Raw genomic sequence first — 23,917 nt, forward strand, 5'->3', positions numbered from 1 at the left:
AAGGATTATTTAAAATGGCTCCATTTTCTCATGCTGGGAACTTCACGAGCGCTGTTTCTGGAGGGGTTGACCCCCGCAGGGGGGTATTCAATGCCTCGATTCACTTGGCCTCTGTTACCGGAAATTACCTAGCTGGACCAAAACTTGACATTGTTTTATCATACGATCCATCAAACAAAGCCGATCAGGGCTTTGGAGCGGGCTGGAGTCTGGGATGGACTTCTTATGAGACGAATCCCGCCGATGGTGCTCAGCCAATTGTGCAGTTGAATACAGGTGACTCTTACAAAACGGATGATGACGGTCGGCCGACATCGCAAAGTCGCGTGCCGGTCAGTTTTCTGCAGAATAAGCTCATTGCAGCCCAACTGCACAAGGCGGCAAAGGACGAAACGAACGAAGATTCATATATTCTCCAGCATAAGAGCGGGGAAATAACCATTCTGACAGGTCCGTCGAAGGGTGGGTCCCTCAAGGTACCGAAGAAGATTTATGCACCCTCCGGTCAGGCACTACATTTCGATATCGCCTTCAAAGACAAACCGATGGTCACTGGTATAAGTGATGACAGCGGTGTGCAACTTGTTTCAATCGATTACAGCAACGCTAAGCAAACAAAAGTAACAATTTGGCCAGGTAGTTCTGAAGAGGTCGTTTCCGAATTCAATTTGCAGTTGGTACAGACACAACAAGGAAACCTATACCAACTGACAGGGGTTGAGCTAGACGAGTTGCCGTGGACTTTTGAATACGATTCTAATAACGACTACAATTTGAGCATGATTACATCGCCGCTGGGCTATAAGGAGAGTGCCAAGTATGCGCCGGACGCTATACTGCTTCCAGCGAATGCAGCCCAAGTGTTCGGTCGCGAAACTATTTCAGCTGTGGTTGAGTTCACCCAGGATGTTGGTGGAGGGCAGCCACCAATATACACCTCTTATATTTACCAGAACAAAAACGACGCTACCTCTGGGAACTATCTAGGATATAATTCTAAAACTAACCTTGGTTCCTGGTCGTCGGACCATGATAATCTTTATTATGTAGAGTCAACTTACAACTACGTCAGCACCATTAAATTTTATGACAATAGGAATGATTTTGCAGCTAAAACAAACCCTGTTCGTGTTCAGACGTTGAAATATAATAAATTTCATCTCATGACAGAGTCTCGCGACGATGAATACGTGGCAGGCAAAGTAGTAACGACTGTTTTAAATACAACGGAGTACAAATACTGTGATATGGCTGCCAGATTCGAGGATCTGGACGCTCGGTTCCAGTGTCCGACACAGCAAGCGATTTCATATATTAATTCAGATAAAGTTCAATCAGATCCTGAAGTGACCCATTTGGACTATGATACATATGGTAATTTGACGGCCAGAACAGATCCCGATGGTACCTCGACCACATGGGAGTATTACGGCCAGGCAGGGGAGGATAGCGACGAAGGAACTTGTCCCGCAGCGCCGATCGGCATTCCCACTTTTATGAAGTCCCAGACCGTAACGCCTGTGAACAGTGCGTATGACGCACCCGTCCGAAAGGTCGTATATGGTTATAAAAAGTTGTCTCTGAAATCGGATGCACCTGTGGACTATGCTGTTGTGCAGACGCAAGAAACCCACTTTTCCGATAAGGTAAAAATCCAACGAACTGATATTGCATATAAAGATCAGCCTGGTACGCATCTTCACGGGCGCTTGTATACCGTAAAAGACACATTTTATTCGAACAAAGTAAATGGAAATGATGAAGCGAACTCGTCGAATAGTGAGGCATATCATTCTTTTGAAGTAAAATATAAGACCAATCAGGATGACAGCAGCGTCGCATTAAACCACGTTTCTTTCGAAAATGAATTTACTGGTTACGATGGAACCGTCAGTAGTTCAAGTATCCAGAAAAACAAATTTCATACAAAACCGATGTTGAACACCAATGCGTTGGGTATTCAGACGAAGTTCTCATACGATAAGCTTGGTCGCTTGGAAAAGAAGACGTTTTCTGCAAACAGTAATACGTATAGCACCGATATAAGCTACTCTTATCAGAAAGACACGTTGAGCACATTCTCGGTCTGGTCCAGACTTACGACACGACCAGGAACGCCGGACTTAAAAGACTATGTAGATGGGTTGGGAAGGGGGCTTGCTACCAAACAGGCCGACACCACGATCTCGAAGACGACATTTGATTCTCGCGGACGGGCCATGACTGCGGCTATTTGGGATAAAATTTCCAACCAAAGTTTAACTATTAGCCAAACTCTCGGCTATGACGGGTGGGGCGCGCAGAATAGTGCGACCGGTCCTGCTCAATCCAACGTTGTCATAACGCGTGACCCTGTCGCACGAACCGTTAAAGAACAGATGTCCTATACCGGAAAAGATGATACAATCGTGTACGGTGGTTACAAAGTAACTACATACGACAATCGAAGTCTACCGATAAGTATAGATTTATATACAGAAAAGAATAAAGTATATTCCACAGAAAGTTTTGAGTATGATGGACTGAAACGACTGCGTAAGCACGTTGACGTCAGAGGCAAGATAACCACCCAGAAATACGATGAGTGGGATCGGCTGGTTGAAACGAAGGTTCCGGACAATACAATCATCAAGTATGTTTATGAATTGCCATCTATAAGCAATCATCCTCAAGCTGTTTACGTAAATGATAAGTGTGTTGGAAGTCGTAAATTTGATGGACTTGGCCGTGTCACATCCATGGATGTGGGCGGAAGATCTTATACATGTGAATTTACCGGAGCGTCGACTTCCCCCTCTCTGGTGACGATGCCATCTGGAAAGACTATCAAGTATACGTATGAGAAAGAGGCCGGAAACAAAGTTAGCTCTGTTGAATATGCAGAAGGAAAACAGACGTTTGGATATGATAAGAAAACATGGCAGCTGCTGAATTACGAGGATAATGGTGTAAGCAATATATCTGTGGTGAATACCTATGAAAACGGATTTCTTGCAACGCAGGATACCACGACATCATCTGGTAGGAAGAAAACAAAATCAAAGTATAGTTTGCGAGGTCGTCTTATTCAGTATACTTCCGTGGAAGGGGTTGACTGGAATTTCAAGTATGATGGTTATGGGCGCATACAAAATGTTGGTAGTCAAAGTCAATCTCTAACTTTCAACTATGAAAAAGATAAGGGATATATCACCGGTTGGTCTATCGATCAGGGGGGAATTTGGGCTACCACAAATATAACATACGATGAATTTATGCGGAAAATTTGCATAGAAACGAGTTTCTCAAATAAACAGATAGTATCTATATCATACGAATATAATGTTGCGAACCAGGTTAAGACGAAGAATTTGAATTATACCAACATTGTTGGCATGAGAAATCGTTCGGAAAGTTACGCGTATGACGATGTCGGTCGGTTGCATTCGGTCACATATGATGAAGGAGAGGGTTATTCAGAGGCGTTGGGTGTAAAGAATGTGCTTTATGCATACGATGCATTGTCCAATGTGACATTAACGACCAAAACGTTGTTTAATGGTGATGTAATAGAAAATTCTGCCTCTTTTGAGGGAGCCGACCCCAGTCAGCTTCAAGGTACAGATGTATCGAGTGATGATGAACACATCTTCGTATACGACGAGGATGGAGCGCTTTGCGCTGATCAGCTCGGGAATAAGTTTTTGTACGACGGTTTAGGAAGGCTTCGTTCCGTTCAACAAGACGATTCAGAGATTATTTATGAGTACGATGCACTCAACCTGTTGCGAGCTGTACAAAATCCAGACGGTGGACGCGAGGAACATTTCTACATTGATGACTCGTTGGTGGGCATATTGAAGTTGTTCGATGGGCAGTCATCTTATAAAAGTCTGCTTTCATCCTCTGAAGATACAATAGTATCTGAGTATACTGCCGAAACGGAAGATGGAAACTATCTCTATGCGACCGATATTCACGGTTCAGTGCTTTACGCATTAAACAATAGCGGGTCCGGTAGCTCTATTCGGTATGATGTTTACGGCAAGCGCATGGCGGAGTGCACTGTTACGGCGGGCTTTAATGCTCAAAAGTTGGATGCGGGGACTTCGGGTTATTTGCTGGGCAATGGTTACAGGTTGTATAATCCTGTTCTCGGTCGGTTTAACAGACCTGACAGCCTGAGTCCGTTTGATGCCGGAGGCCTCAACCCGTATGCGTATTGTGGCGGAGATCCAATAAATCGGGTTGATCCTACGGGGCACTACTCAACGCCGGTTGGAAGTATGCAAGACAAAAAAGAATCAGGCTGGTTGTTGGCGATGCAGGAAGTCATGGATGTCGCCGTCATCGCATTGGGATTCGTCATAATGTTCGCTTTAGGCCCCGTCGGAACGGTGGTTGGTCTTATGCTCATGGGAGGGGGGATGGCCGCGGCGGCGGGGCATGCAATTCAATACGATGGCAGTGGGAAAGCGGATAAGACAGAATTTGAAACGGGTCAAACTATCGCTCAGGCTGGGGCTAGCCTTGGTACGCTGGGTCTTGGGATCGGTGCCATCGGTGCAATAGGTGGAGAGAAGCTATCGCAGATGAAAGGCTTCCAGAAAACAAAGACACTTTATAGGAAGATCAAAGGTAAAATCACGAGAAGGAGCGGACCGAAGAGTCAGCTTGAGTCTAGGCCGCTGATTGAGTCGGAGGAGGGGGGCGCTCATTCAGAGGCTTCCCCCATACATGAATCTGATCATGATGAAGGAGGTAGCGATAGCACGCTGATAGCCAATGCCGGCACTCGCAGACGCCCGCCGCCGCCGACTCCGACCCTTCAACGAAAGCCACCCATGCCAACGCCACGGCTTACATTAGCTACGGAAGCGATGCATAGGGGACAATATGCAGCTCCACCAAGTGCAGGAGTTGATTTGATGCCCGGGCTTACTCGTACCGGTTCTTACTACCGTCGCCCAAATGACCTCGTATCGGCATACCCTGGTATAGACGGAATGAAAATCAATAGTATTCGGACGAGAGTGAGCCAACGTGATTGGGAAGCCTTCGGATGAGAGTGAACCAACGTAATTGGGAAAAAGAAGTTTAGTTTCTTGATGCTGATGTTTTATATGTAATCTATAGATATTTAAGGGTAGTAAAATGGCGCAGATAAATTGGACCGGTAAGGGTATAGATCATAAATGGTCGACGCAGAGCAACTGGGACAGTAAAGCCTTGCCGGGCGATACTGATGATGCTGTGATTTGCTGGCGCGATGATGCATACGAATATGAACCGCTTATCGACACGAATACAAAAGTTCAAAGCCTGACATTGGGAGCTGAGGAGCAAACCGCTCGTCTCGAAATTACAGCCGGGTTCGAAATCCAAAATGATCTGATAGTGGGCGGTATCGATGCTGCGCAACTTGAAGTCCATGGGAATGCTGTAACGCTCAAGGTATCGGGAGACATAACGGTTGGCAATACTAACGACGAGGCCAAGCTATGGCTCCATTCCGGTGCACAACTACAGCAGGATTCGAGTAAATCAATTTCGATAGGTTCGGCCGAAGACGGTGCTGGCTTTCTCATTGGTGCTGACGCGGGGACCGGGGCAACAACCGGCGATGTGACAGTCGGTGATGCGGGCATTGGTCTTGCTATGTTCTCAACGAGCGCCACGCTATCCAGCAAAACGATTACGCTTGGCGCATCTGCCACGGGACATGGTACCCTCACGACTACCACGACGGGAACCGTCACCGCAGATGCGCTCATCATAGGGGGAGCAGGCACCGGCACCGTTAACCTTGGCGCCGGAGCAACGCTAACTGTAAATGGGAGTGTTACGATCGCCCAGGAGAATGCATCGACTGGTACCTTCACTTTTGGAGGCGCTACTGTAACTGAGGCACCGGGTTCATTCAGTGCGACAGAGTTGAAATTCGGGAAGGGCAGCGGAACCGTCGCTTTCAATCATGACAAGACAATCGCTGCTCCCTTTGTTTGTGAAGCGAAGATTTCAGGGAACGGAACCCTGGAAGTAAAGGCTGGGGTTACCCAGATCAAGGGCGATTGTTCGGAGTTTACGGGAGGTGCTCTGGTGGACGCTAAGGGAACTTTGATACTTCCAGAGACCAGTCTGACTGGTCAAATCAAAGTTGCAAGTAATGGTAAGCTTGTGGGGCCCGGGACAATCCAAGATTTAGATTTGAGCGGAATCTTATACACTAGCATTGCCGCACATGAGAGTAATAAAAGTAAAGACTCTTATGAACAAAGTAATGTTCTTGTATCTGGTAACTCAAAAACAGGTGGAGGGGCGATACATCTTAGCGTCGAACTTGGTGATGATGATTCAAAGGCAGATTTAGTACATTTCGCAGGAAATCTAACTTACGCTGGAAATGTATCTGTCTATTTTAATATTATTGAAGGATCCGAAGGCGCGCAGACAGATTATGGTATAAAAATCATTACGGTAGATGGAGGGGCTGCTGGTGCAGATTTCGTTCTTGGTCGTCCTGATGTATTTGATCCAAATGACGGTGGGCCTGCTTTGATAGCTGGAAAATACTTGTATGAACTTGTAGCAAAGGGTAATGATTTAGTTTTGATAAGTAAGTTGAAGTAAATTAACTAAAAATTATAATAATTTATATGCTTTCTAAGTAAAGTAATATAAGTATCATTATATAAATCTAATTTTTATTCAAATTACTTTGGTATTGTTTAAATGTTAAATAAAGATATGGAATTTCTGGAAGACGAAAAAGGTGATTGGGCTGGTATTTCCGGTTTCAATTTTCATTTCATGACGGTGACTGGGGCTGAAAAGTCAACGTCAATCTACAATAACAAGCGCAATCAGGCCGTCATTTCGATCCAACTGGCAATGACGGATAGTGATGGAAAACCGCTCAATGAAGATAACTCGCCGACTATTGATGTTGTTAAAAAATCGCTACAGTTGTGCAATTATTATAATTTCCAACAAGTTATGGGGAGCTACCCGGCCCCAGGCTCAGGCTCCAGTACACAGGGTTGGTATCAAAGTTTTAGTAGCTTAGGTTTTCATTTTAAAGATGTTTCAATTCGCGACGATAGCGGTGATAATTTTATTAGAGATGGCATGGCATATATAACAATTTATGCCTGTTGCGATGATAAAGCTTCTTTTGAAAGTCTTTCATTGGGATTTATTTCTACGATACCTGGTAAGATGGAAAGTCAAAGTAAAATTTACATTAATGCGAGTGGTTTTAAAGATACTTTTTCAATCAATATTTCTTCCAAACAGTCTTTGGAGTACGATATAGATTCGTTGAGTATAAAAGCTCAACGTGTCGTACATAATAATGAGGGAAGAGACGGAGATATTGCTTTGGGATCCTACGACGTAGGGGGCTGTTATAGACAGTTTGACTACACAATCGGGTTCAGTCCAGCTACTCAGAGCCGCTATAGCACTAGGCTCTACAAGGCACTGGTTGACGGAAGGACACCGTATCCTCCAAACACGCCAGAATTGGGTGAAGGGGCCGATTATGCGTTTGGAAACCGTGGTCTTGGCGCTTATGGAATGAAGGGCTATTTCTGGCCAGTGAACGTGTACAATTCCGAAGTCGACAATGAGCCTCTTTCTGTTGAGACTGCCTTTTTTATGGATACGCCCGTCACGGGCTCAATCAAAACAAATATCCTCTATAAGGATGATCAGCTCTATCTTACTTTGCTGTGCTATGGAGGAGGGGACATCAATTACCAATTCACACGGACACCATTTCTAGTGACGTTCTACGATCAGTACGGGAACCAGGGGCAGTTTCTGATCGACCCGGATAAACTGCCAGAAGGCTATAATCCCGATCAATTCACCAACTCCAACTTCACCCTGCTTTCTGTTCCAACTGCAAATCTGCTAACAGGGCAAACGGGGGAAACGACCAACTATTTCAGTCTGGTATGTGTTCATGCCTCAGGTGCTTACAGTTTTCTTTACGGAAACCCTACGTATGCCATACAAGATATGAGTGTTCCAAGCGAGACGTCATGCTATCTGAATCCCTTCACTGACGAGAGCGGTCTTGTGAAGTTCAGGTTTTCAGAAGGAGTCTCTGGAGCGAATGGGCAAATGCTCCGTTATATGATCATCGATGACAAAGCGCCCTTCAATGATGGAAGCGGCAATTTTTACGATGTATCACCCAAAGAACCATTAGCACTTTCTGCTACTGGATGGGTCAGTGACTACGACTATAACGATGGCTTACCGGTCCCATCCTGCCCGTTATCGAAAAAACCGGATCAAGGAAATAGTGAGCTTCTTTGGGTGGTATATCCCGCATGGGATAATGAAATGAGCGTTGTTTTCTATAACGAGAAAAATAGTACTTCCTTTTGTAATTATCTTCCGTTTGCGGGAGGGTATTCAGGATTCTCGTTGAGCAATGTTATACCAAGTATAAATAATAGCACATCGAGCTTGTTCTATCATTTAAAAGAAGAACGTCCTCCTAGCTGAGGACGCTAGCTGAGGACGCTAGCTGAGGACGCTAGCTGAGGACGCTAGCTGAGGACGCTAGCTGAGGACGCTAGCTGAGGACGCTAGCTGAATGAAGCGCTGTGCAGTAAATTTGCTAATCCGGCGGATAGGGCCGGTTCCTTTACCAGGCGTCTGTCGGTGCTTCTTTATCAGGTCGATCGCTTGCGGACAGGCGAAAGCGCTGGATATCCGTTGACCGTCATTTCAACAGGTGTTCGTGACTTTTCTCAAATTCTCTACTTCGTCAAAAACAGCTGGGACTGGTATCGATTTGACACTGAGGTGCCAAAGAGATTGAAACTAGAATATCTCCGTCTCGGATACGGCGCGCGGCAACATCAGACGTGTGCCGCAACGCATCCATGAAGTGCGCAGCAGGATGTCACCAACCTAGCCTGTACCCAATGTTTCCGGAGATCTGATAAGCGTCTCGTGGATCGAGAGGATTGATTTTCACGTTCATTCGCCCGAATGCCGTCTGGTTTCCGTGTGCCCAACGGCGAGTAAAGCCCATGCCTAGTTCAACCGTGTTTTTGGCGGCGATTCCCGCGTCTAGGGTGGTTGGTCCAATGTTAAACGTGCTTTGATTATCGAGTAGTTCGCGGTAATAATTGGCATCTATGGTTAAATCGGTTGCCGAGCTTGCTGTCCGGTTGATAGTGCTTCTGAAGGAACCGCCTGCCCGAGCAATCAGCGAGTTAAAGTTACTGTAAGCTAACTCGCTGGCGTGTAAACCGTTGAAATCCGAAGGGATGAAGCTCGAATAAGCAAGCTGTAATTGTGGGGTTATTGTCGAAAAAAGTCCGGCAGTGAATTGTTTGCCAGCTTCGAGACTCACATTGTACCCTTGTGCCTTTTTGCCTGAAGCCAGTTCTTCGGCATACTCTCTCGAGTATATATTAGTATTGTAAAAGGTAAGCTGTGCTTGTCCATCGACATACAGTCCGTTTGAACCATACCAGGTGGCGGCTCCGCCCACGCCGTATGCATAAGTTGTCAGATTACCGTTTCCTATAGCTGAAGCAACTTGGGTCTGCTGATGCCTGTAATTAAGCCACAACGATGTGTGAAACTGACCAGCAGAGGTGTCGGAGAGTTCGAATTCTCCTCCTCCCTGGAGGCCCCAGCGGGTCAGATTGATCTTGTTGTCAGTGGTGGAACTGTCAAGGCGATAATGAGATGCGCTACCAATCATCCGCGTCCAGATCAGCCCAGACTGTGCTGCTTCTCCAGGCCGGGACGGTGTTTTCGGTTGCCAGAAGCGATTTCCAGTACGGTCTTGGAGTGTTTCAATCATCGAACTATTAAATAGACTAAGGCCCGCAAAATACGACGAATAAAGTGGGACGCCCGGATTGTAATGAATCTCAGGAGGCTGGTCATCATTGGTGGAATAGTTTTGCAGATACCATCCGTCACCGCCGGAATGTAACACATAAGAATAAGCGCCCGCCGATACCGCTGATTGTCCGTCGGCGGTAATGTGGTCCGCTTGAAGGGTAAATGGAGCACCTGAACTGCCCCCCACAGATACGATCCGGATGTCATGGTGGGGTTTCGTTCCGATACCGCTCAAGCCGTTTACCACTACTAAAGTTGCTCCACCAGAGGTGCTGCCCTTAATGATCAGGGTGTCAGTAACAGAGCTGTCATCGCCAGTAACTGCGTCGATTACCAGCGTTCCACCTTTTCCGATGTAATCTCCGTTTATCGTCAATCCGTAGGTTGATGTGTTACGGCTGGGGTTGATTATGCCTGCATTGGTCAAATTTCCTACCGAACCACTGCCAGTCAATGTGCCTCCTATTTGTAGGTCAACGGCGCCAGTTGTACTCCCTGCCACATACAGCGTGCCTCCACTCACACTGATATCAGAAACGCCGGAACCGATCAGGCCCAGAAGGCCAGCCTTGACTGAAGTGGGGCCAGTATAGGTATTGTTAGCCGTTAGATACGTGGCACCGTTCAGGTTTGTGATGGTGCCAGTTCCGCTAATAGGCATATCAAGCACATAAGGAGCTTCGACTGGTGCGGTATGATTCAGAATGACCTCGCCGTCACCGTCACCGAAGTGTATGGATCTGGCCGTTACACTGCCGGGCGCTACCAGCGTTGTTGGGTTGCCGATGTAAAGCTTCCCTTTCGCGCCAATGCTGGAGGCTATGACAAAATCACTTTCGACATTCAGCGTGGCTTGGTCTGAAAGATACAATGTTCCCGTACCATCTTTGGCAACAGTGAGGCTGCTAAATCCCGCATTCGTATCCGCCCCCTTGAGTCTAATCGTGCCGGTTGCTGATGCGTCGGAACCCGCTACCGCGTTCTCTGCTGTCACCTGTGCCCCTTTCGACACATCGAGTATCCCACCGCCGGATCCCCCAATACTCAGATTGCCGAAATTTGCATGCGTAGCGTTATCCAGTATGAATACGTAGCCGTTGCTGCCAGCAACTTTGCCGAGAATGGTGTTTTGTCCTGCTTGCTGGTTGAATTGAGCGCCCTGTTCCAATCTCAGTTCTGTTCCCCGATCCCCGGCAGTGTCCCCGATTGTGATATTTCCATTGACCGTCAGCGCTGCCTGATTTCGATCGAGTGTCAGCATTGGCGCATATTCACCACTAATGACGAGATCACCCGTTACTGTAAGCTTGGTGTTCTCTTTGAATGAAAGATATCCCCCCAACCCTTGTCCGCCAATTAGGAGGCTCTTGATCGTGCTGTCAGGAAGGTCATACTGTGGCGCGTACTCGTAGCTTTCTGGTATCCAATTAACGATCGCATCGTCTCCTGTTTCAGGATTGGAAGGCGTCCAGTTTCCTGCTTCAGACCAGTGAGGGGTCGGCCCTCCACCAATCCATTGCGCGCTCTGGGCGAAAGCTGATGGAAATGTCACATTTAGCAAGGCGCTTGCGAATAAAATTGGCATCTGCCCCAAATAGAAAATAAAAAATTTTGACCTGAATAGCATTGTTAAATCTCCGCATAAATATACAATAAATAAACTCATTGGTTATAGTACAGATATTGCCAATAATTATCAATGTAAAGACGGGTAAAATTATAACTAAGGAAATATGATGAGATATTAGTTTAATAATTATAGTATATATCTTTAGTATTTTTCATTTCCCAGTTTATATTGCAATTCCATCGTTGTGAGTTCTAATCAGTTACCAATTTCTCGCAGAATTGTAAGATGCGCTTTGATTGCAAATAGTGGAAGCGCCAGCGGCTATTTGCGCAAAAGGGAAACTCTGTGGGAAAAGCTCTACATGACAGCGCCAAGACCATGCACGCCATTCGAGCAGAGCTACGGTGATCGAAGGCTGCGGCCGCGAAGCTTGGGTGGTAATCCTCCCAGGAATTAATGGGGTTCAAAAGTAGAATTTTCTCGGCATTATGATCGAGGATATTTTTGATGAAGATGAACAGATTTAGCCAACTGCAAATTTTTGCGCTCCTGCGTCAGGCAGAAAGTGGTGTTCCAATACCGGGGCTATGTCGCGAACATGGAATGAGCAATGCTTCATTCTACAAGTGGCGTGCCAAGTATAGCGGTATGGATGTGTCGATGATCAGATAGATGAAGGCTCTGGAGGATCGAAGCCGGGAAAGCAATCGTCGGCTCAAGAAGATGTATGCCGATATGAGTATGCAAACAGAGCTTTCGAAAGAGGCTCTTGGAGAAAAATGACGCGCTCATCTCAACGCCGAGAGGTGGCCAGGAAAGCTGTGGCGTTACGCGGGGTCAGCATTGCGCTGGCTCGCTGCACCTTTGGTGTCAGCGAGGCCTGTTATCGTTACAGTGCTAAGCTGAATGAAGAGAACGAGCAGATCGCTGATCTGCTGATCTGGCTAATGAGGGTGAAGCGGAGCTGGGGACCTCGGTCTTTGTTTTCTTTACCTGCGCAATGTCCGGGGGCATCGCTGAAACCGCAAGCGCGTATACCGCGAGCTGGAATTGAACCTCAGGATTAAGCCAAGCAAGTGATTGAAGCGCGACAAACCCGATGCGCTGTCCGTGCTCGAAGCGCCAAATTTTGTTTGGTCCATGGATTTCATGGCGGATCGTTTGGAAGACGGTAGGTAATTCCGGCTGTTGAATGTTTTGGACGACTTCAATCGCGAGGGGCTGGGCATCGCGGTGGATTTTCCGCTGCCTGCTGAACGCGTCATCCGCAGCGTGAACCAGATCATCGAGTAGCGCGGCAAATCATTCATCATTCGGTGGATAGTGGACCTGAATATGTCAGTGGCAAACTGATGGAATGGGCCGAAACGCAAGGAATTGCTTATGCTACATTCAACCCGGAAAACCGCAACAGAATGCCTATGTTGAGCGCTACAATCGCACCGTGCGACACGAATGGCTTGACCAACACACCATCGAAAGCATTGAGGGGGCACAGGAATTCGCCATGCAATGGCCCTGGACGCGCAACAACGAACGGCCCAATATGGGGGCATCAGAGGCATCACACCCGCACAGAAACTAAAAATGGCTGCGTGAATTCTACTGCAGCGCCCCGGTAAAATGGGGGATTACAGATGTATGACCGATCTATGGTCAAAAATCATAATTGAAAGAGATTATTTTCTTTAGATTCAAAAGGGCGAGAGTTTTCACTCCCGCCCCTGATTTTCTGCATTTTGTACAGAATTAATCGATCTTGCTAGTGGCGCGGTCGATCACAGCCTTCGGGAACTCAACGCCCATCTTCTTGGCTGCGCCGAGATTGATGACAAGGTCGGTGCCCTTGGCGATTTCAACCGAAATGTCGCCGGGCTTTTCACCCTTCAGGATGCGTGCAACAACAGCACCGGTCTGCTTGCCGACGTCGTAATAGTTGAAGCCGAGCGCAGCCATCGCACCGCGCTTGACGGAATCCGTATCAGCGGTGAAGAGCGGCAGCTTGCTTTCCTCGGCAACGCCGACGGCGCTTTCGAGAGCCGAAACGATGGTGTTGTCGGTCGGCACATACATGGCATCGGCGCGGTCGACGAGCGCCTGTGCGGCGCCCTTGACTTCAGCCGACTTGGTCGCGGCGGATTCGACGATCTCAATGCCGTCAGCCGCAGCAGCTTCCTTCAGTGCGGCCAGAAGCGAGACCGAGTTGGTTTCGCCGGAATTGTAGAGATAGCCGAGCTTCTTGATGTTCGGCATCACTTCCTTGATGAGCTTGATGTGCTCAGCCACCGGCGACATGTCGGAGAGACCGGTTACATTGCCGCCCGGCTTTTCCATGTTCTTGACGAGCTGCGCGCCGACCGGATCTGATACGGCGGTGAACACGACAGGAATGTCGCGCGTGGCGGAAACAACAGCCTGAGCCGATGGGGTGGAAATCGGAACGATCACGTCCGGGCCATCACCGACGAACTGACGTGCGATCTGTGCGGCGGTTGCCGGGTTGCCCTGTGCGGATTGATAGACGAATTTGAGATTTTCGCCTTCCTTGAAACCGGCTTCGGCCAGAGCATCCTTGACGCCGTCGCGGGCGGCGTCGAGTGCCGGATGTTCGACAATGGCGGTCACGGCGACGGTTACGTCTTTTGCCTGGGCCGAAGTGGCAATGGCCGTTGCGGCCAGCAATGCCAGAAGTACAGAACGCATGAAAATCTCCCCTAATTGGTTTCTGTGCTGTTGATTGCTTAATCAAGTTGATAGCCGAAATCAATCAGCACGGGAACCGGACAAACTTGCGTGGGAGAATGTATAGCGTCCGATAAAGTGGATGTCAGGCTTGCTCTACACCATGCGTTTCCAAAAGCGCTTTCATGCGTTTCACGGCAAGTTCCGGCTGATCAAGCACATTGGCCTTGTCTGCCAGTTGGAAGATATCGGCATAATGGACAATGCCGCGCGCTGACTGCATCCCGGCGGGCATGGTGAAATGCGTCTGATGACCATTGAGCCAGGCGAGAAACACGACACCGGCCTTGTAATATTGCGTTGGCGCTTCAAAAATCTTGCGCGATAGCGGCACAGTTGGCTCAATGATCGCGCGGAACCGCTCGTTATCGCCCTTGGCGAGGGCGACGAGCGCATTGGAAGCTTGTGGCGCGACAGCATCGAAAATGCCGAGCAAAGCATGGCTATGCTTGTGCCCGTCGCCTTCGATCAGCGGTGCATAGTTGAAATCGTCCCCTGTGAAACAAAGCACGCCTTCCGGCAACCGGTCGCGCAGGGCAAGTTCGTAGCGCTCTTCCAACAGCGAAATCTTGATGCCTTCAACCTTGTCGCGATTGGCCTCGATAATATTGATGACGGTGTTCAGCGCATCATCGAAATTAGAGCTTCCCCAGTAGCCCTTGAGCTGCGGATCGAACATGTCGCCCAACCAGTGCAGCACGACCTTCTCGCGGGCATTGGAGAGAATGTGCCCATAAACCTTTGCATAATCGTCCGGGGATCGCGCAATACGGGCAAGGGCGCGGCTCGCCATCAGGATGAAACGCCCGCCGTGCTTTTCGACGAAACCGGCCTGTGTTTCGTAGGCTTTGATCACGTCATCAAGGCTCTTTGCGTCCGCCGGATCGAGATGATCCGTCCCGGCACCGCAGGCCAGATCGGCACCCGCTACGGTTTTGCTTTCAGCCAGTGAGCGACGGATCAATTCCTGCGCACCCGCCCAGTTGAGGCCCATGCCGCGCTGCGAGGTGTCCATCGCTTCGGCGATCTTGAAGCCGAGGCCCCAGAGATGATGGCGAAACGCCATGGTCGCATCCCAGTCGAGCGCGGGATTGTTCCATGGTGTCGTATCGTTTCGTGGGTCGGAGACGATATGCGCCGCCGCATAGGCGATGCGATTGAACTGCGGGGGAGCGGAGGGTCTTTCGGTCGGCGTTCCGGCAAGCCGGTATGCGTGCAGAGTGCCGTCTGCCTTTGGCAAGGTCAGCATAGTGTCGAATGCAACGCTCATGATCATCCTCCCACGGAACCTTGCCTTTCATAATTTAGAACGTTCCAAATGGCAAGAAGCGCCCATGTCGAGTTAGAAGTAGAGTTTTTGGCCAGAAAGTAGCGCTTCTCACGCAAGTAACCCATATTTCTTAAATTTATGCGGGGGTGATATCGTGAAACAGGACATTGATGTGGCGATAGAGTGGCAAAATTTCTCCCGTTGACTTTTTTGGAACGTTCCAATTAAATTACTAGCGAAAGCCGAGGAAGTCATGAACAAGAGCAGCGTTACGGTCATCGATATTGCACGCGAGGCAGGCGTGTCGAAATCGACCGTGTCGCTCGTGCTGCGCGACAGTCCGCTGGTTCATGCTGAAACGCGTGTGAAGGTGCAGGCGGCAATTGAAAAGCTCGGTTACGTCTATAACCGCAGCGCCGCCAATCTGCGTCAGTCCAAGTCGAAGATCATCGGGCTGGTCGTCAACGATCTGACCAACAGTTTCTTTGCCGAACTGGCGGTTGGTGTGGACCGCGTTATGCAGTCGGCGGGCTATGTGCAGTTTCTGGCCAATACGGGCGAGAGCATCGACCGGCAGCGTGAAGTGATCGCCTCCATGCGCGAACATGGCATTGCCGGGCTGATCGTCTCACCGGCGCGGGGCACGGAGTCCGGCGATCTGAAGCCGCTGGCGAAAAGCGGCTTGCCTGTGGTGCAGATGGTGCGCGATGTGCCGGGTTCTGGCGTTTCGTCCATTCTTTCCGACAATCGCGGCGGCGTGGCAAAGGCCGTCGAGCATCTGGTCGGTCTCGGGCATAGCAACATCGCCTTCATGGGCGGCTATGCGGATACAGCGGTGTTTGCCGAGCGTGTTTCCGGCTATCGCGCTGGTCTGGAACAGGCCGGTCTCGCTTTTGACGATGCGCTGGTCTTTACATCGGCCCCGTCGCGGGCGGGCGGTGTGGAAGCAGTGGAGCGCATGTTGCTGCTGGGGGCTAAGCCGACGGCTACGGTGTGTTTCAACGATGCGGTGGCATTTGGTGTATGCGACGGTTTGCGCGCTGCGCATCTGGAACCCGGACGCGATTTCGGGGTGGTCGGCTTCGACGATGTGATCGAAGCAAAGACGGCGGTACCCGCATTAACAACAGTGTCGGTCGATCCGCAGGGGATGGGCGAACGGGCGGCACAGCTTCTTTTGAAGCAGATCAATTCAGAACGGGTGGAGGCGGAGGCGCAGCGTTTGGCGGTGCGTCTTGCGGTGCGTGCCAGTTGCGGCATGCCATTTAAAACGGAGGAGAAACGCGGATGGCAAAGTGGGGCCTTATAGGCGCAAGCACGATTGCGAAAGAGTGGGTGATCGGAGCCATTCGCGCCACTGGCGGCGAAGTCGTTTCCGTTTACAGCACCAATGCCGCGCGCGGCGAAACCTATGCCCGTGAGAACGGAATTGCCCGCTCTGTCACGAGCCTCGACGCACTTCTGGCCGATCCGGAAATCGATGCGGTCTATATCTCCACCACCAATGAATTGCACCGCGATCAGGCGATTGCCGCCGCCAAGGCTGGTAAGCATATCCTCTGTGAAAAGTCGCTGGCGCTGACAATTGGTGATGCCCATGCCATGTTGAAGGCCGTACGCGAAGCGGGCGTGGTGGCAGGCACCAACCATCATTTGCGCAACGCTGCCAGCCACCGCACCATGCGCGATGCAATCGCGAAGGGCAGGATCGGGAAGGTGCTTGGCGCACGGGTTTTTCATGCGGTTTACTTGCCGCCGCATTTGCAGGGCTGGCGTATCGAGCGGCCCGATGCTGGTGGCGGTGTCATTCTCGATATCACAGTGCACGACGCCGATACGCTGCGTTTTGTGCTGGGTGAAAACCCGGTCGAGGCCGTGGCTTTCAGCCAGCAGGGGGGCCTAGAGGGTAAGATGAGCGGTGAGGGACTGGAAGATGGAGTGATGGGCGTATTGCGTTTTCCATCTGGCGCGATCGCCCAGTTCCACGACGCTTTCACGACCAAATATGCGGAAACCGGCTTCGAGGTGCATGGCAGTGAAGGCTCGCTGGTGGCGCGCAATGTGATGACGCAGAAGCCGGTTGGTTCGGTGCTGTTGCGTGACAAGGACGGCGAGCATGAATTGCCGCTTGATCAGACGAATCTCTATGAAACCGCCTTGCAGGCTTTCCATGATGCAATGGCAGGCAAGGGCCAGCCTTCCGCAACATTGGAGGACGGCATCTGGTCGCTCGCCACCGGGCTTGCCGTGCTTGAGGCCGCAAAGACCGGCAAGGCAACCGCCGTTCAATCTGGAATCTGAACACCATGAACAAGCATATTTCGGCTGCGGAAGCGGCTGCACTCATCCCCGACAACGCTGTCGTTTCCGTCTCGTCTTCGAGTGGTCTCGGCTGTCCCGATCTGACGCTGAAAGCCATTGGCGAGCGGTTTGACGAGACCGGCCATCCCAAGAATATCACCACGCTGCATCCGATTGCGGCGGGCGATATGAGCGGCATCAAGGGCGTGGATTACATCGCCAAGCCGGGATTGCTGAAGAAGATCATCGGTGGTTCCTATCCGTCAGGCCCGTCCAGCGCCGAGCCGCCGCTGATCTGGCAGATGATCACCAATAATGAGATCCCGGCCTATAATATCCCGTCGGGCATTTTGTTCGATATGCATCGCGAAGCGGCGGCCAAGCGCCCCGGCGTGCTGACCAAGGTGGGTCTTGATACGTTTGTCGACCCCAAGCGTCAGGGCACGGCGATGAATGACAAGGCCGGGCAGGAACCGGTGGTGAAACATGTCAGCTTCGAAGGCGAAGACTGGCTCTATTTCCCTTCCATCATCCCGCAAGTGGCGATCATTCGCGCGACGACGGCGGATGAGCGTGGCAATCTCACTTATGAGCATGAAGGCGCCTATCTCGGCGGTCTCGATCAGGCGCTGGCCGCGCGCAACAATGGTGGCATCGTCATTGCGCAGGTGAAACGCATCGCCAAGGAAGGCACGCTGAAGCCGCATGATGTGCGGGTGCCGGGCGTTCTGGTCGATTATATCGTGGTCGATCCCGATCAGAAGCAGACGACGCAGACACTGTACGATCCGGCGATTTCAGGCGAGATTTTCCGCCCGATCGATACATTCCGTCTGGCTGAGTTCAATATCCAGAAGGCGATTGCGCGCCGTGTCTCGCAGGAATTGCAGGCGGGAAGCGCGGTCAATCTCGGTTTCGGCATTTCCGCCAATGTGCCGCGCATTCTGCTGGAGGAAGGCCTGCATGGTGCTGTGACGTGGGTGATCGAGCAGGGCGCTGTCGGTGGCGTGCCGCTACTGGATTTTGCCTTTGGTTGCGCGGCGAATGCCGACGCCTATATGCCGTCGCCCTATCAGTTCACCTATTTTCAGGGTGCAGGCTTCGATGCGTCGCTCTTGTCCTTCCTGGAGATTGGACGCGACGGCTCGGTCAATGTGTCGAAGCTCTCATTCCGTCCGCATGTCACGGCGGGAGCGGGCGGCTTTGTGGATATTACGGGAAGGGCCAAAAAGATTGTCTTCTCGGGCATGTTCAATGCAGGGGCCAAGCTTTCCGTTGCAGACGGCAAGCTGGTGATCGAGAAGGAAGGAAAGCTCAAAAAGCTCGTTAATGAGGTTGAGCACGTCACCTTCTCTGGTCCCCGCAGTGTCGCACAGGGACAGGACATTACCTATGTCACGGAACGCGCTGTGATGAAGCTCACGCGGCAAGGCATCGTGCTCACCGAGATCGCGCCGGGTGTGGATCTGCAGGCGCATATTCTCGATCAGGCTGAGTTTCCGCTGATCGTTTCCGATCAGCTCAAGATCATGGACGAGGCGCTGTTCCGCGAAGAGCCGATTGGACTTGAATTGCCGCAAAAGCCTGCGCGAAAGCTGGAGGCGTGAGATGACTGATCGCATAGAAATTGCGACCGAGAACCACATCGCGGTCATGACCATCAAGCGGCCCGAAAAGCTCAATGCGTTCGATATCGAGCTTTTGCAGGAGTTATCCGCCGCCTGTGATCGGGTGGAGGCGGATAGCACCGTCCGGGTTGCGATCCTGACCGGCGAGGGCAAAGCCTTTTCCGCTGGAGGCGACATCAAGGCCTGGGGCGGCATGGAACCGGCAGAGTTCGGCCATGCATGGGTGCGCTATGGCCATCGTGTGTTCGAGCGGCTCGCAACCTTGCGTGTGCCACTGATCGCAGCGATGAACGGCCATGCTTTGGGCGGTGGTCTGGAACTGGCAGGCGCCGCCGATATCCGCATTGTTGAGCGACAGGCGAAGATCGGCCTGCCGGAAACCTCGCTTGGCATGATTCCCGGCTGGTCGGGCACGCAGCGTCTTGTGCGCCGTTTCGGGGCGCAGATCGTGCGCCGCATGGTGCTGGGTGGCGAAATGTTCACGGCGGAGGAAGCGCTTTCGCATGGGCTGGTCGATGCCGTTGTCGAGACGGGCGCAGCCTTGCAGGCAGCACAAGACTATGCAGCACGGGTGGCGAAGCGCGGACCCGCTGCACTGGAAATTTCCAAACTGATGCTTTCCGTCGCCAATGGCGAGGACAATGGAACCGCCGTCGAAGCATTGGGTTCCATCCTTGTCGCCAAGACCGGCGATCTGAAAGAAGGCGTGCGCTCGTTCAGCGAAAAGCGCGAAGCGAATTTTGAAGGAAAATGGTGATGAGCACGATTGTAAAGCCGCAACCGCTGGCCGGACTGGCCGTCCGCGAATTCTCCATGCTGATCGATGGCAAATGGATGCAAAGCCAGAGCGGCGGCAGTATTGAGCGTGTGGCTCCCGGCCATGGCGTGACAGTGAGCCGTTATCCCGCTGGTAACAAGGCGGATGTGGAGCGCGCCGTAGCAGCTGCGCGCAAGGCTTTTGACGATGGGCGCTGGTCTTCCAAAACGGCATCGCAGCGTTCGCTGGTGCTGTTGAAAGCCGCCGATCTGATCGAAGCGCGGGCGGAAGAGCTTGCCTATCTCGATGCGATTGAAGCAGGAAAGCCGATTAGTCAGGTGCGCGGCGAGATTGCCGGTTCGGTCGATATCTGGCGCTATGCGGCAGCGCTTGCGCGTGATCTGCATGGCGAGAGCTATAATACGCTGGGGGATGGCACTTTGGGTGTCGTGTTGCGTGAGGCGATTGGTGTTGTCTCCATCATCACGCCGTGGAACTTTCCGTTCCTGATCGTCGGTCAAAAGCTGCCATTTGCTTTGGCGGCGGGTTGCACGGCGGTCGTAAAGCCTTCGGAACTCACCTCCGGTTCGACGCTGGTGCTGGGTGAAATTCTGGCCGAGGCAGGCGTGCCGGACGGCGTGGTCAACATCGTCACCGGAACGGGCGCTGATGTCGGCCAGCATATGAGCACGCATCCAGATGTGGACATGGTGTCGTTCACCGGTTCCACTGGCGTCGGCAAGCTGACCATGGCCAATGCGGCGCAGACGCTGAAGAAAGTGTCGCTGGAACTTGGCGGCAAGAACCCGCAAATCCTGTTCCCGGATGCGGACATGGATGCCTTTATCGACGCTGCGGTTTTCGGCGCATGGTTCAATGCGGGCGAATGCTGCAATGCCGGTTCGCGATTGATCGTGCATCGCTCAATTGTCGATGAGATTGTCGGGCGCGTCGCTGATCTGTCGAAGAAAGTCATCGTCGGGGATCCCCTTGATGTCAGCACGCAGGTGGGCGCGATCATTACGCCCCAGCATCTGAGCAAGGTTGGCGCTTATGTCGATCAGGCCAAGAAGGCAGGCGCTGCAATTGCCCATGGCGGGGATGTGCTGGATCTTGGCCTTGGCCAATATATGGGACCGACCATCATTGCGGGTGTGAAAGCCGATATGGCTGTGGCGCGTGAAGAAGTGTTCGGCCCGGTCCTGTCGGTGCTCTCCTTCGATACGGTGGATGAGGCGATCTCCATTGCCAATGCGGTTGATTACGGGCTTTCGGCAGGCGTATGGAGCCGAGATTTCGATACCTGCATGAGTATTGGCCGCAAGGTGCGCGCCGGTACGGTCTGGATGAACACTTTCATGGACGGCACGCCGGAACTGCCTTTCGGCGGTTATCGCCAGTCGGGTCTGGGCCGCGAATTGGGTCGTCATGCGGTGGAGGATTACACCGAAACCAAGACGCTCAACATGCATATCGGCGCGCGGACGGCCATGTGGATGCCGCAAGGAAAGTAGGAGTGACGGCTTTGGGAGGACAGCCGGATATCGTCATCATCGGATCAGGTATCGGCGGCGCGACAATGGCCGCCGGTCTTGCCGCGTCTGGTGCAGACATTCTCATTCTTGAGGCGGGGGAGCACTTGCCCGACAGGCCGGAAAACCGCGACCCGCGCGCCATTTTCCAGCAGGGCTTCTTTCGCCCGAAGGAGTTCTGGTACGAGACCGGCGGTACGCCATTCAATCCCGGCAACTATTAAAATGTCGGCGGCAATTCCAAATTCTTTGGCGCGGTGCTGATCCGTTATCGCCGTGAGGATTTTGCGGAAATGGCGCATCTGGAAGGTGTCTCGCCTGCCTGGCCTTTCGCCTATGAGGAGCTGGAGCCGTGGTATAGCTGCGCCGAACAGCTTTTTCAGGTGCGGGGTGAGCTGGGCGATGATCCGACCGAGCCGGATCATTCAAAACCCTATCCCTGTCCGGCAATCCGTGACGAACCGGCCATTGCCGATATACGGGCGCGATTGAAGAAGAACGGTCTTCATGCTGCATCGCTGCCGCTGGGGGTCGATATCGACCGCTGGCTCGCCAAGGCAAAAACGCCGTGGGATGCGCATCCAAACAGCAATGACGGCAAGATGGATGCGGAAACCTGTCCGCTTGCCAGCGCCTTGCGCTATTCCAATGTCAGGCTGGAAACCGCGGCGCGGGTGACGCGGCTGGAAGCCGGTCCGGATGGCAAAACCATCGTGGCAGTTCACTATGTGAAGAACGGCGAGGCGCTGGTCTTGCGCCCAAAGCTCGTCATTCTTTCGGCGGGCGCGGTGCAATCGGCAGTGCTCTTGTTGCGTTCGGGATTGGCGAACCGTTCCGATCAGGTCGGTCGCAATTTCATGAACCATAATTCTAGCGCCGTGATCGCTTTCGATCCGCGCTATCGCAATGACAGCGTCTATCAGAAGACCTTTGGCTTCAACGATTACTATCTGTCGGACGGGGCAGGCGGGCCGCCGCTGGGCAATGTGCAATTGTTGGGGCGCGTGTCGGGCGCGATCCTGAAATCCAATATGCCGCGTGTGCCTGAATGGCTGTTGAACCGGATTGCCGGACACACAATCGATTTCTACGCAATGAGCGAAGACCTGCCGTCGCCGGAAAGCCGCGTGACGGTGGATGGCGACCGCATTGTCCTGCATTGGGTGCGCAGCAACTGGAAGGCGCATCTGATGCTGGTCGAAAAGCTCAAATCCGCACTGCGGTCGGCGGGATTTCCGGTGGTTCTTTCGCGGGCCTTCGACCGGCGTACGCCGTCGCATCAATGCGGCACAGTGCGCATTGGTAATGACCCAGCGACAGCGCCGCTCAATACATGGTGCCGCGCTTACGACCACCCCAATCTTCATGTGGTGGATGCGTCGTTTCTGCCGACATCGGCTGCGGTTAATCCCGCGCTGACCATCGCGGCACAGGCGTTGCGCGTGTCCGATCATCTGAACCGGGAGGTGCTGGCATGAACCGTCAAAGACCTGTGGTGCTGGTGACCGGCGGCCGACGCGGCATCGGGCTTGGCATAGCCCGCGCTCTCGCGGCGAAGGGCTTCGATCTGGCGATTACCGATGTTGAAAACGACGAGGCTGTCATCCACGAATTGCGCGGCATGGGCGGCAAGGTGGCTTTCTTTAAAGGCGATCTTGCTGCCGTAGAAACCCATGCGGCGACAGTTGCCGCCGTGTTGAAGGAGTTTGGCAGCATTGATTGTCTCGTCAACAATGCTGGCATGGGTTCCGTGGAACGCGGTGATTTTCTTGGCCTGAAGCCGGAGAATTTCGACACCATCATGGGGGTCAATTTGCGCGGCACGGTGTTCTTCACGCAGGCAATAGTGAAAGCCATGCTGGCGGTAACCGATGTGCGTTTTCCGCGTAGCATCGTGACGATCAGTTCTGTGTCATCGGTGATGAGTTCGCCGGAAATGCTTGATTACTGCATCAGCAAGGCCGGGTTGACCGCCTTTGTGCAGGGGCTGGCTTTGCGGCTCGCCGAGGCGCGGATCGGGGTGTTCGAGGTTCGACCGGGTATCATTCGCACCGACATGACGGCAAAGGTCGCCGAGCGCTACGACACGCTGATTGACGGCGGGCTGGTGCCGATGAAGCGCTGGGGCGAGGTGGGCGATGTTGGCGCCATCGTGGCCGGGCTTGCGGGCGGCAATTTCATCTTCGCTACCGGGTCGGTGATCAATGCTGATGGCGGCCTGTCGATAGCAAAGCTTTAGTTTCTCGGGAGGAGAAA

General features: G+C 52.1%; 12 protein-coding genes and 2 pseudogenes. 11 read left to right on the forward strand and 3 right to left on the reverse strand.

Annotation, left to right across the window (positions count from 1 at the left end):
- Positions 1–14: 14 nt before the first annotated feature.
- The 3 genes from FGI60_RS04600 to FGI60_RS04610 all read left to right on the forward strand — a co-directional run bounded on the left by FGI60_RS04600 (position 15) and on the right by FGI60_RS04610 (position 8,499).
- Positions 15–5,045 (forward strand): RHS repeat domain-containing protein, encoded by a 5,031-nt coding sequence (locus FGI60_RS04600; protein WP_138784124.1) that lies wholly within the window; start codon positions 15–17, stop codon positions 5,043–5,045.
- Positions 5,046–5,133: 88 nt separating this feature from the next.
- Positions 5,134–6,609: an autotransporter outer membrane beta-barrel domain-containing protein gene (locus FGI60_RS04605; RefSeq protein ID WP_138784125.1), complete on the forward strand. Its 1,476-nt coding sequence runs from the start codon at positions 5,134–5,136 to the stop codon at positions 6,607–6,609.
- A gap of 102 nt (positions 6,610–6,711) precedes the next feature.
- Positions 6,712–8,499 carry a hypothetical protein gene (locus FGI60_RS04610; RefSeq protein ID WP_138784126.1) on the forward strand — a complete coding sequence of 596 codons (1,788 nt, stop codon included), beginning with the start codon at positions 6,712–6,714 and terminating at the stop codon, positions 8,497–8,499.
- A gap of 403 nt (positions 8,500–8,902) precedes the next feature.
- Here the strand turns inward: FGI60_RS04610 and FGI60_RS04615 are convergent, their stop codons facing one another.
- The gene (locus tag FGI60_RS04615; protein WP_138784127.1) at positions 8,903–11,527 is read right to left on the reverse strand and encodes an autotransporter family protein; all 2,625 of its coding nucleotides are present in this window, start codon (positions 11,525–11,527) and stop codon (positions 8,903–8,905) included.
- A 411-nt stretch (positions 11,528–11,938) separates the two neighbouring features.
- Between FGI60_RS04615 and FGI60_RS04620 the strand changes: the two are divergent.
- Positions 11,939–13,030: pseudogene (locus tag FGI60_RS04620) on the forward strand (IS3 family transposase).
- A gap of 150 nt (positions 13,031–13,180) precedes the next feature.
- Here FGI60_RS04620 and FGI60_RS04625 read toward each other — a convergent pair.
- Complete coding sequence (locus tag FGI60_RS04625) at positions 13,181–14,134, reverse strand: ABC transporter substrate-binding protein (RefSeq protein ID WP_138784128.1); 954 nt, start codon at positions 14,132–14,134, stop codon at positions 13,181–13,183.
- Between the two features lie 124 nt (positions 14,135–14,258).
- Positions 14,259–15,443, reverse strand: a complete 1,185-nt coding sequence (locus FGI60_RS04630) for a dihydrodipicolinate synthase family protein (RefSeq protein WP_138784129.1) — start codon at positions 15,441–15,443, stop codon at positions 14,259–14,261.
- A 253-nt stretch (positions 15,444–15,696) separates the two neighbouring features.
- On the opposite strand from FGI60_RS04630, the gene FGI60_RS04635 reads away from it, so the two are divergent.
- From FGI60_RS04635 to FGI60_RS04665, 7 genes and pseudogenes are all read left to right on the forward strand, one after another.
- Positions 15,697–16,752, forward strand: coding sequence for a LacI family DNA-binding transcriptional regulator (locus FGI60_RS04635; protein WP_138784130.1), 1,056 nt, complete (start codon positions 15,697–15,699; stop codon positions 16,750–16,752).
- Positions 16,731–17,744, forward strand: coding sequence for a Gfo/Idh/MocA family protein (locus tag FGI60_RS04640; protein ID WP_138784131.1), 1,014 nt, complete (start codon positions 16,731–16,733; stop codon positions 17,742–17,744). The genes FGI60_RS04635 and FGI60_RS04640 overlap by 22 nt, the downstream gene beginning before the upstream one ends.
- Positions 17,745–17,749: 5 nt before the next feature.
- Positions 17,750–19,351, forward strand: coding sequence for an acyl CoA:acetate/3-ketoacid CoA transferase (locus FGI60_RS04645; RefSeq protein WP_138784132.1), 1,602 nt, complete (start codon positions 17,750–17,752; stop codon positions 19,349–19,351).
- 1 nt (position 19,352) lies between these two features.
- The gene (locus FGI60_RS04650; RefSeq protein ID WP_138784133.1) at positions 19,353–20,129 is read left to right on the forward strand and encodes an enoyl-CoA hydratase/isomerase family protein; all 777 of its coding nucleotides are present in this window, start codon (positions 19,353–19,355) and stop codon (positions 20,127–20,129) included.
- Positions 20,123–21,643: an aldehyde dehydrogenase family protein gene (locus FGI60_RS04655; protein ID WP_138784134.1), complete on the forward strand. Its 1,521-nt coding sequence runs from the start codon at positions 20,123–20,125 to the stop codon at positions 21,641–21,643. The genes FGI60_RS04650 and FGI60_RS04655 overlap by 7 nt, the downstream gene beginning before the upstream one ends.
- 11 nt (positions 21,644–21,654) lie before the next feature.
- Positions 21,655–23,139, forward strand: a pseudogene (locus FGI60_RS04660) (GMC oxidoreductase).
- The gene (locus tag FGI60_RS04665) at positions 23,136–23,900 is read left to right on the forward strand and encodes a 3-ketoacyl-ACP reductase (protein WP_138784135.1); all 765 of its coding nucleotides are present in this window, start codon (positions 23,136–23,138) and stop codon (positions 23,898–23,900) included. Before FGI60_RS04660 ends, FGI60_RS04665 begins: the two are co-directional and overlap by 4 nt.
- Positions 23,901–23,917 lie beyond the last annotated feature (17 nt).

Origin of the sequence: Brucella haematophila, assembly GCF_005938105.1 — a bacterium.
GTDB lineage: Bacteria > Pseudomonadota > Alphaproteobacteria > Rhizobiales > Rhizobiaceae > Brucella > Brucella haematophila.

What these genes read in the sequence shown, in the direction of transcription:
- FGI60_RS04630 (WP_138784129.1), bottom strand. Translation starts at nt 15,443, where the DNA reads ATGAGCGTTGCATTCGACACTATGCTGACCTTGCCAAAGGCAGACGGC.
- FGI60_RS04600 (WP_138784124.1), top strand. Translation starts at nt 15, where the DNA reads ATGGCTCCATTTTCTCATGCTGGGAACTTCACGAGCGCTGTTTCTGGA.
- FGI60_RS04640 (WP_138784131.1), top strand. Translation starts at nt 16,731, where the DNA reads ATGGCAAAGTGGGGCCTTATAGGCGCAAGCACGATTGCGAAAGAGTGG.
- FGI60_RS04610 (WP_138784126.1), top strand. Translation starts at nt 6,712, where the DNA reads ATGTTAAATAAAGATATGGAATTTCTGGAAGACGAAAAAGGTGATTGG.
- FGI60_RS04605 (WP_138784125.1), top strand. Translation starts at nt 5,134, where the DNA reads ATGGCGCAGATAAATTGGACCGGTAAGGGTATAGATCATAAATGGTCG.
- FGI60_RS04650 (WP_138784133.1), top strand. Translation starts at nt 19,353, where the DNA reads ATGACTGATCGCATAGAAATTGCGACCGAGAACCACATCGCGGTCATG.
- FGI60_RS04615 (WP_138784127.1), bottom strand. Translation starts at nt 11,527, where the DNA reads ATGAGTTTATTTATTGTATATTTATGCGGAGATTTAACAATGCTATTC.
- FGI60_RS04635 (WP_138784130.1), top strand. Translation starts at nt 15,697, where the DNA reads ATGAACAAGAGCAGCGTTACGGTCATCGATATTGCACGCGAGGCAGGC.
- FGI60_RS04665 (WP_138784135.1), top strand. Translation starts at nt 23,136, where the DNA reads ATGAACCGTCAAAGACCTGTGGTGCTGGTGACCGGCGGCCGACGCGGC.
- FGI60_RS04645 (WP_138784132.1), top strand. Translation starts at nt 17,750, where the DNA reads ATGAACAAGCATATTTCGGCTGCGGAAGCGGCTGCACTCATCCCCGAC.
- FGI60_RS04625 (WP_138784128.1), bottom strand. Translation starts at nt 14,134, where the DNA reads ATGCGTTCTGTACTTCTGGCATTGCTGGCCGCAACGGCCATTGCCACT.
- FGI60_RS04655 (WP_138784134.1), top strand. Translation starts at nt 20,123, where the DNA reads ATGGTGATGAGCACGATTGTAAAGCCGCAACCGCTGGCCGGACTGGCC.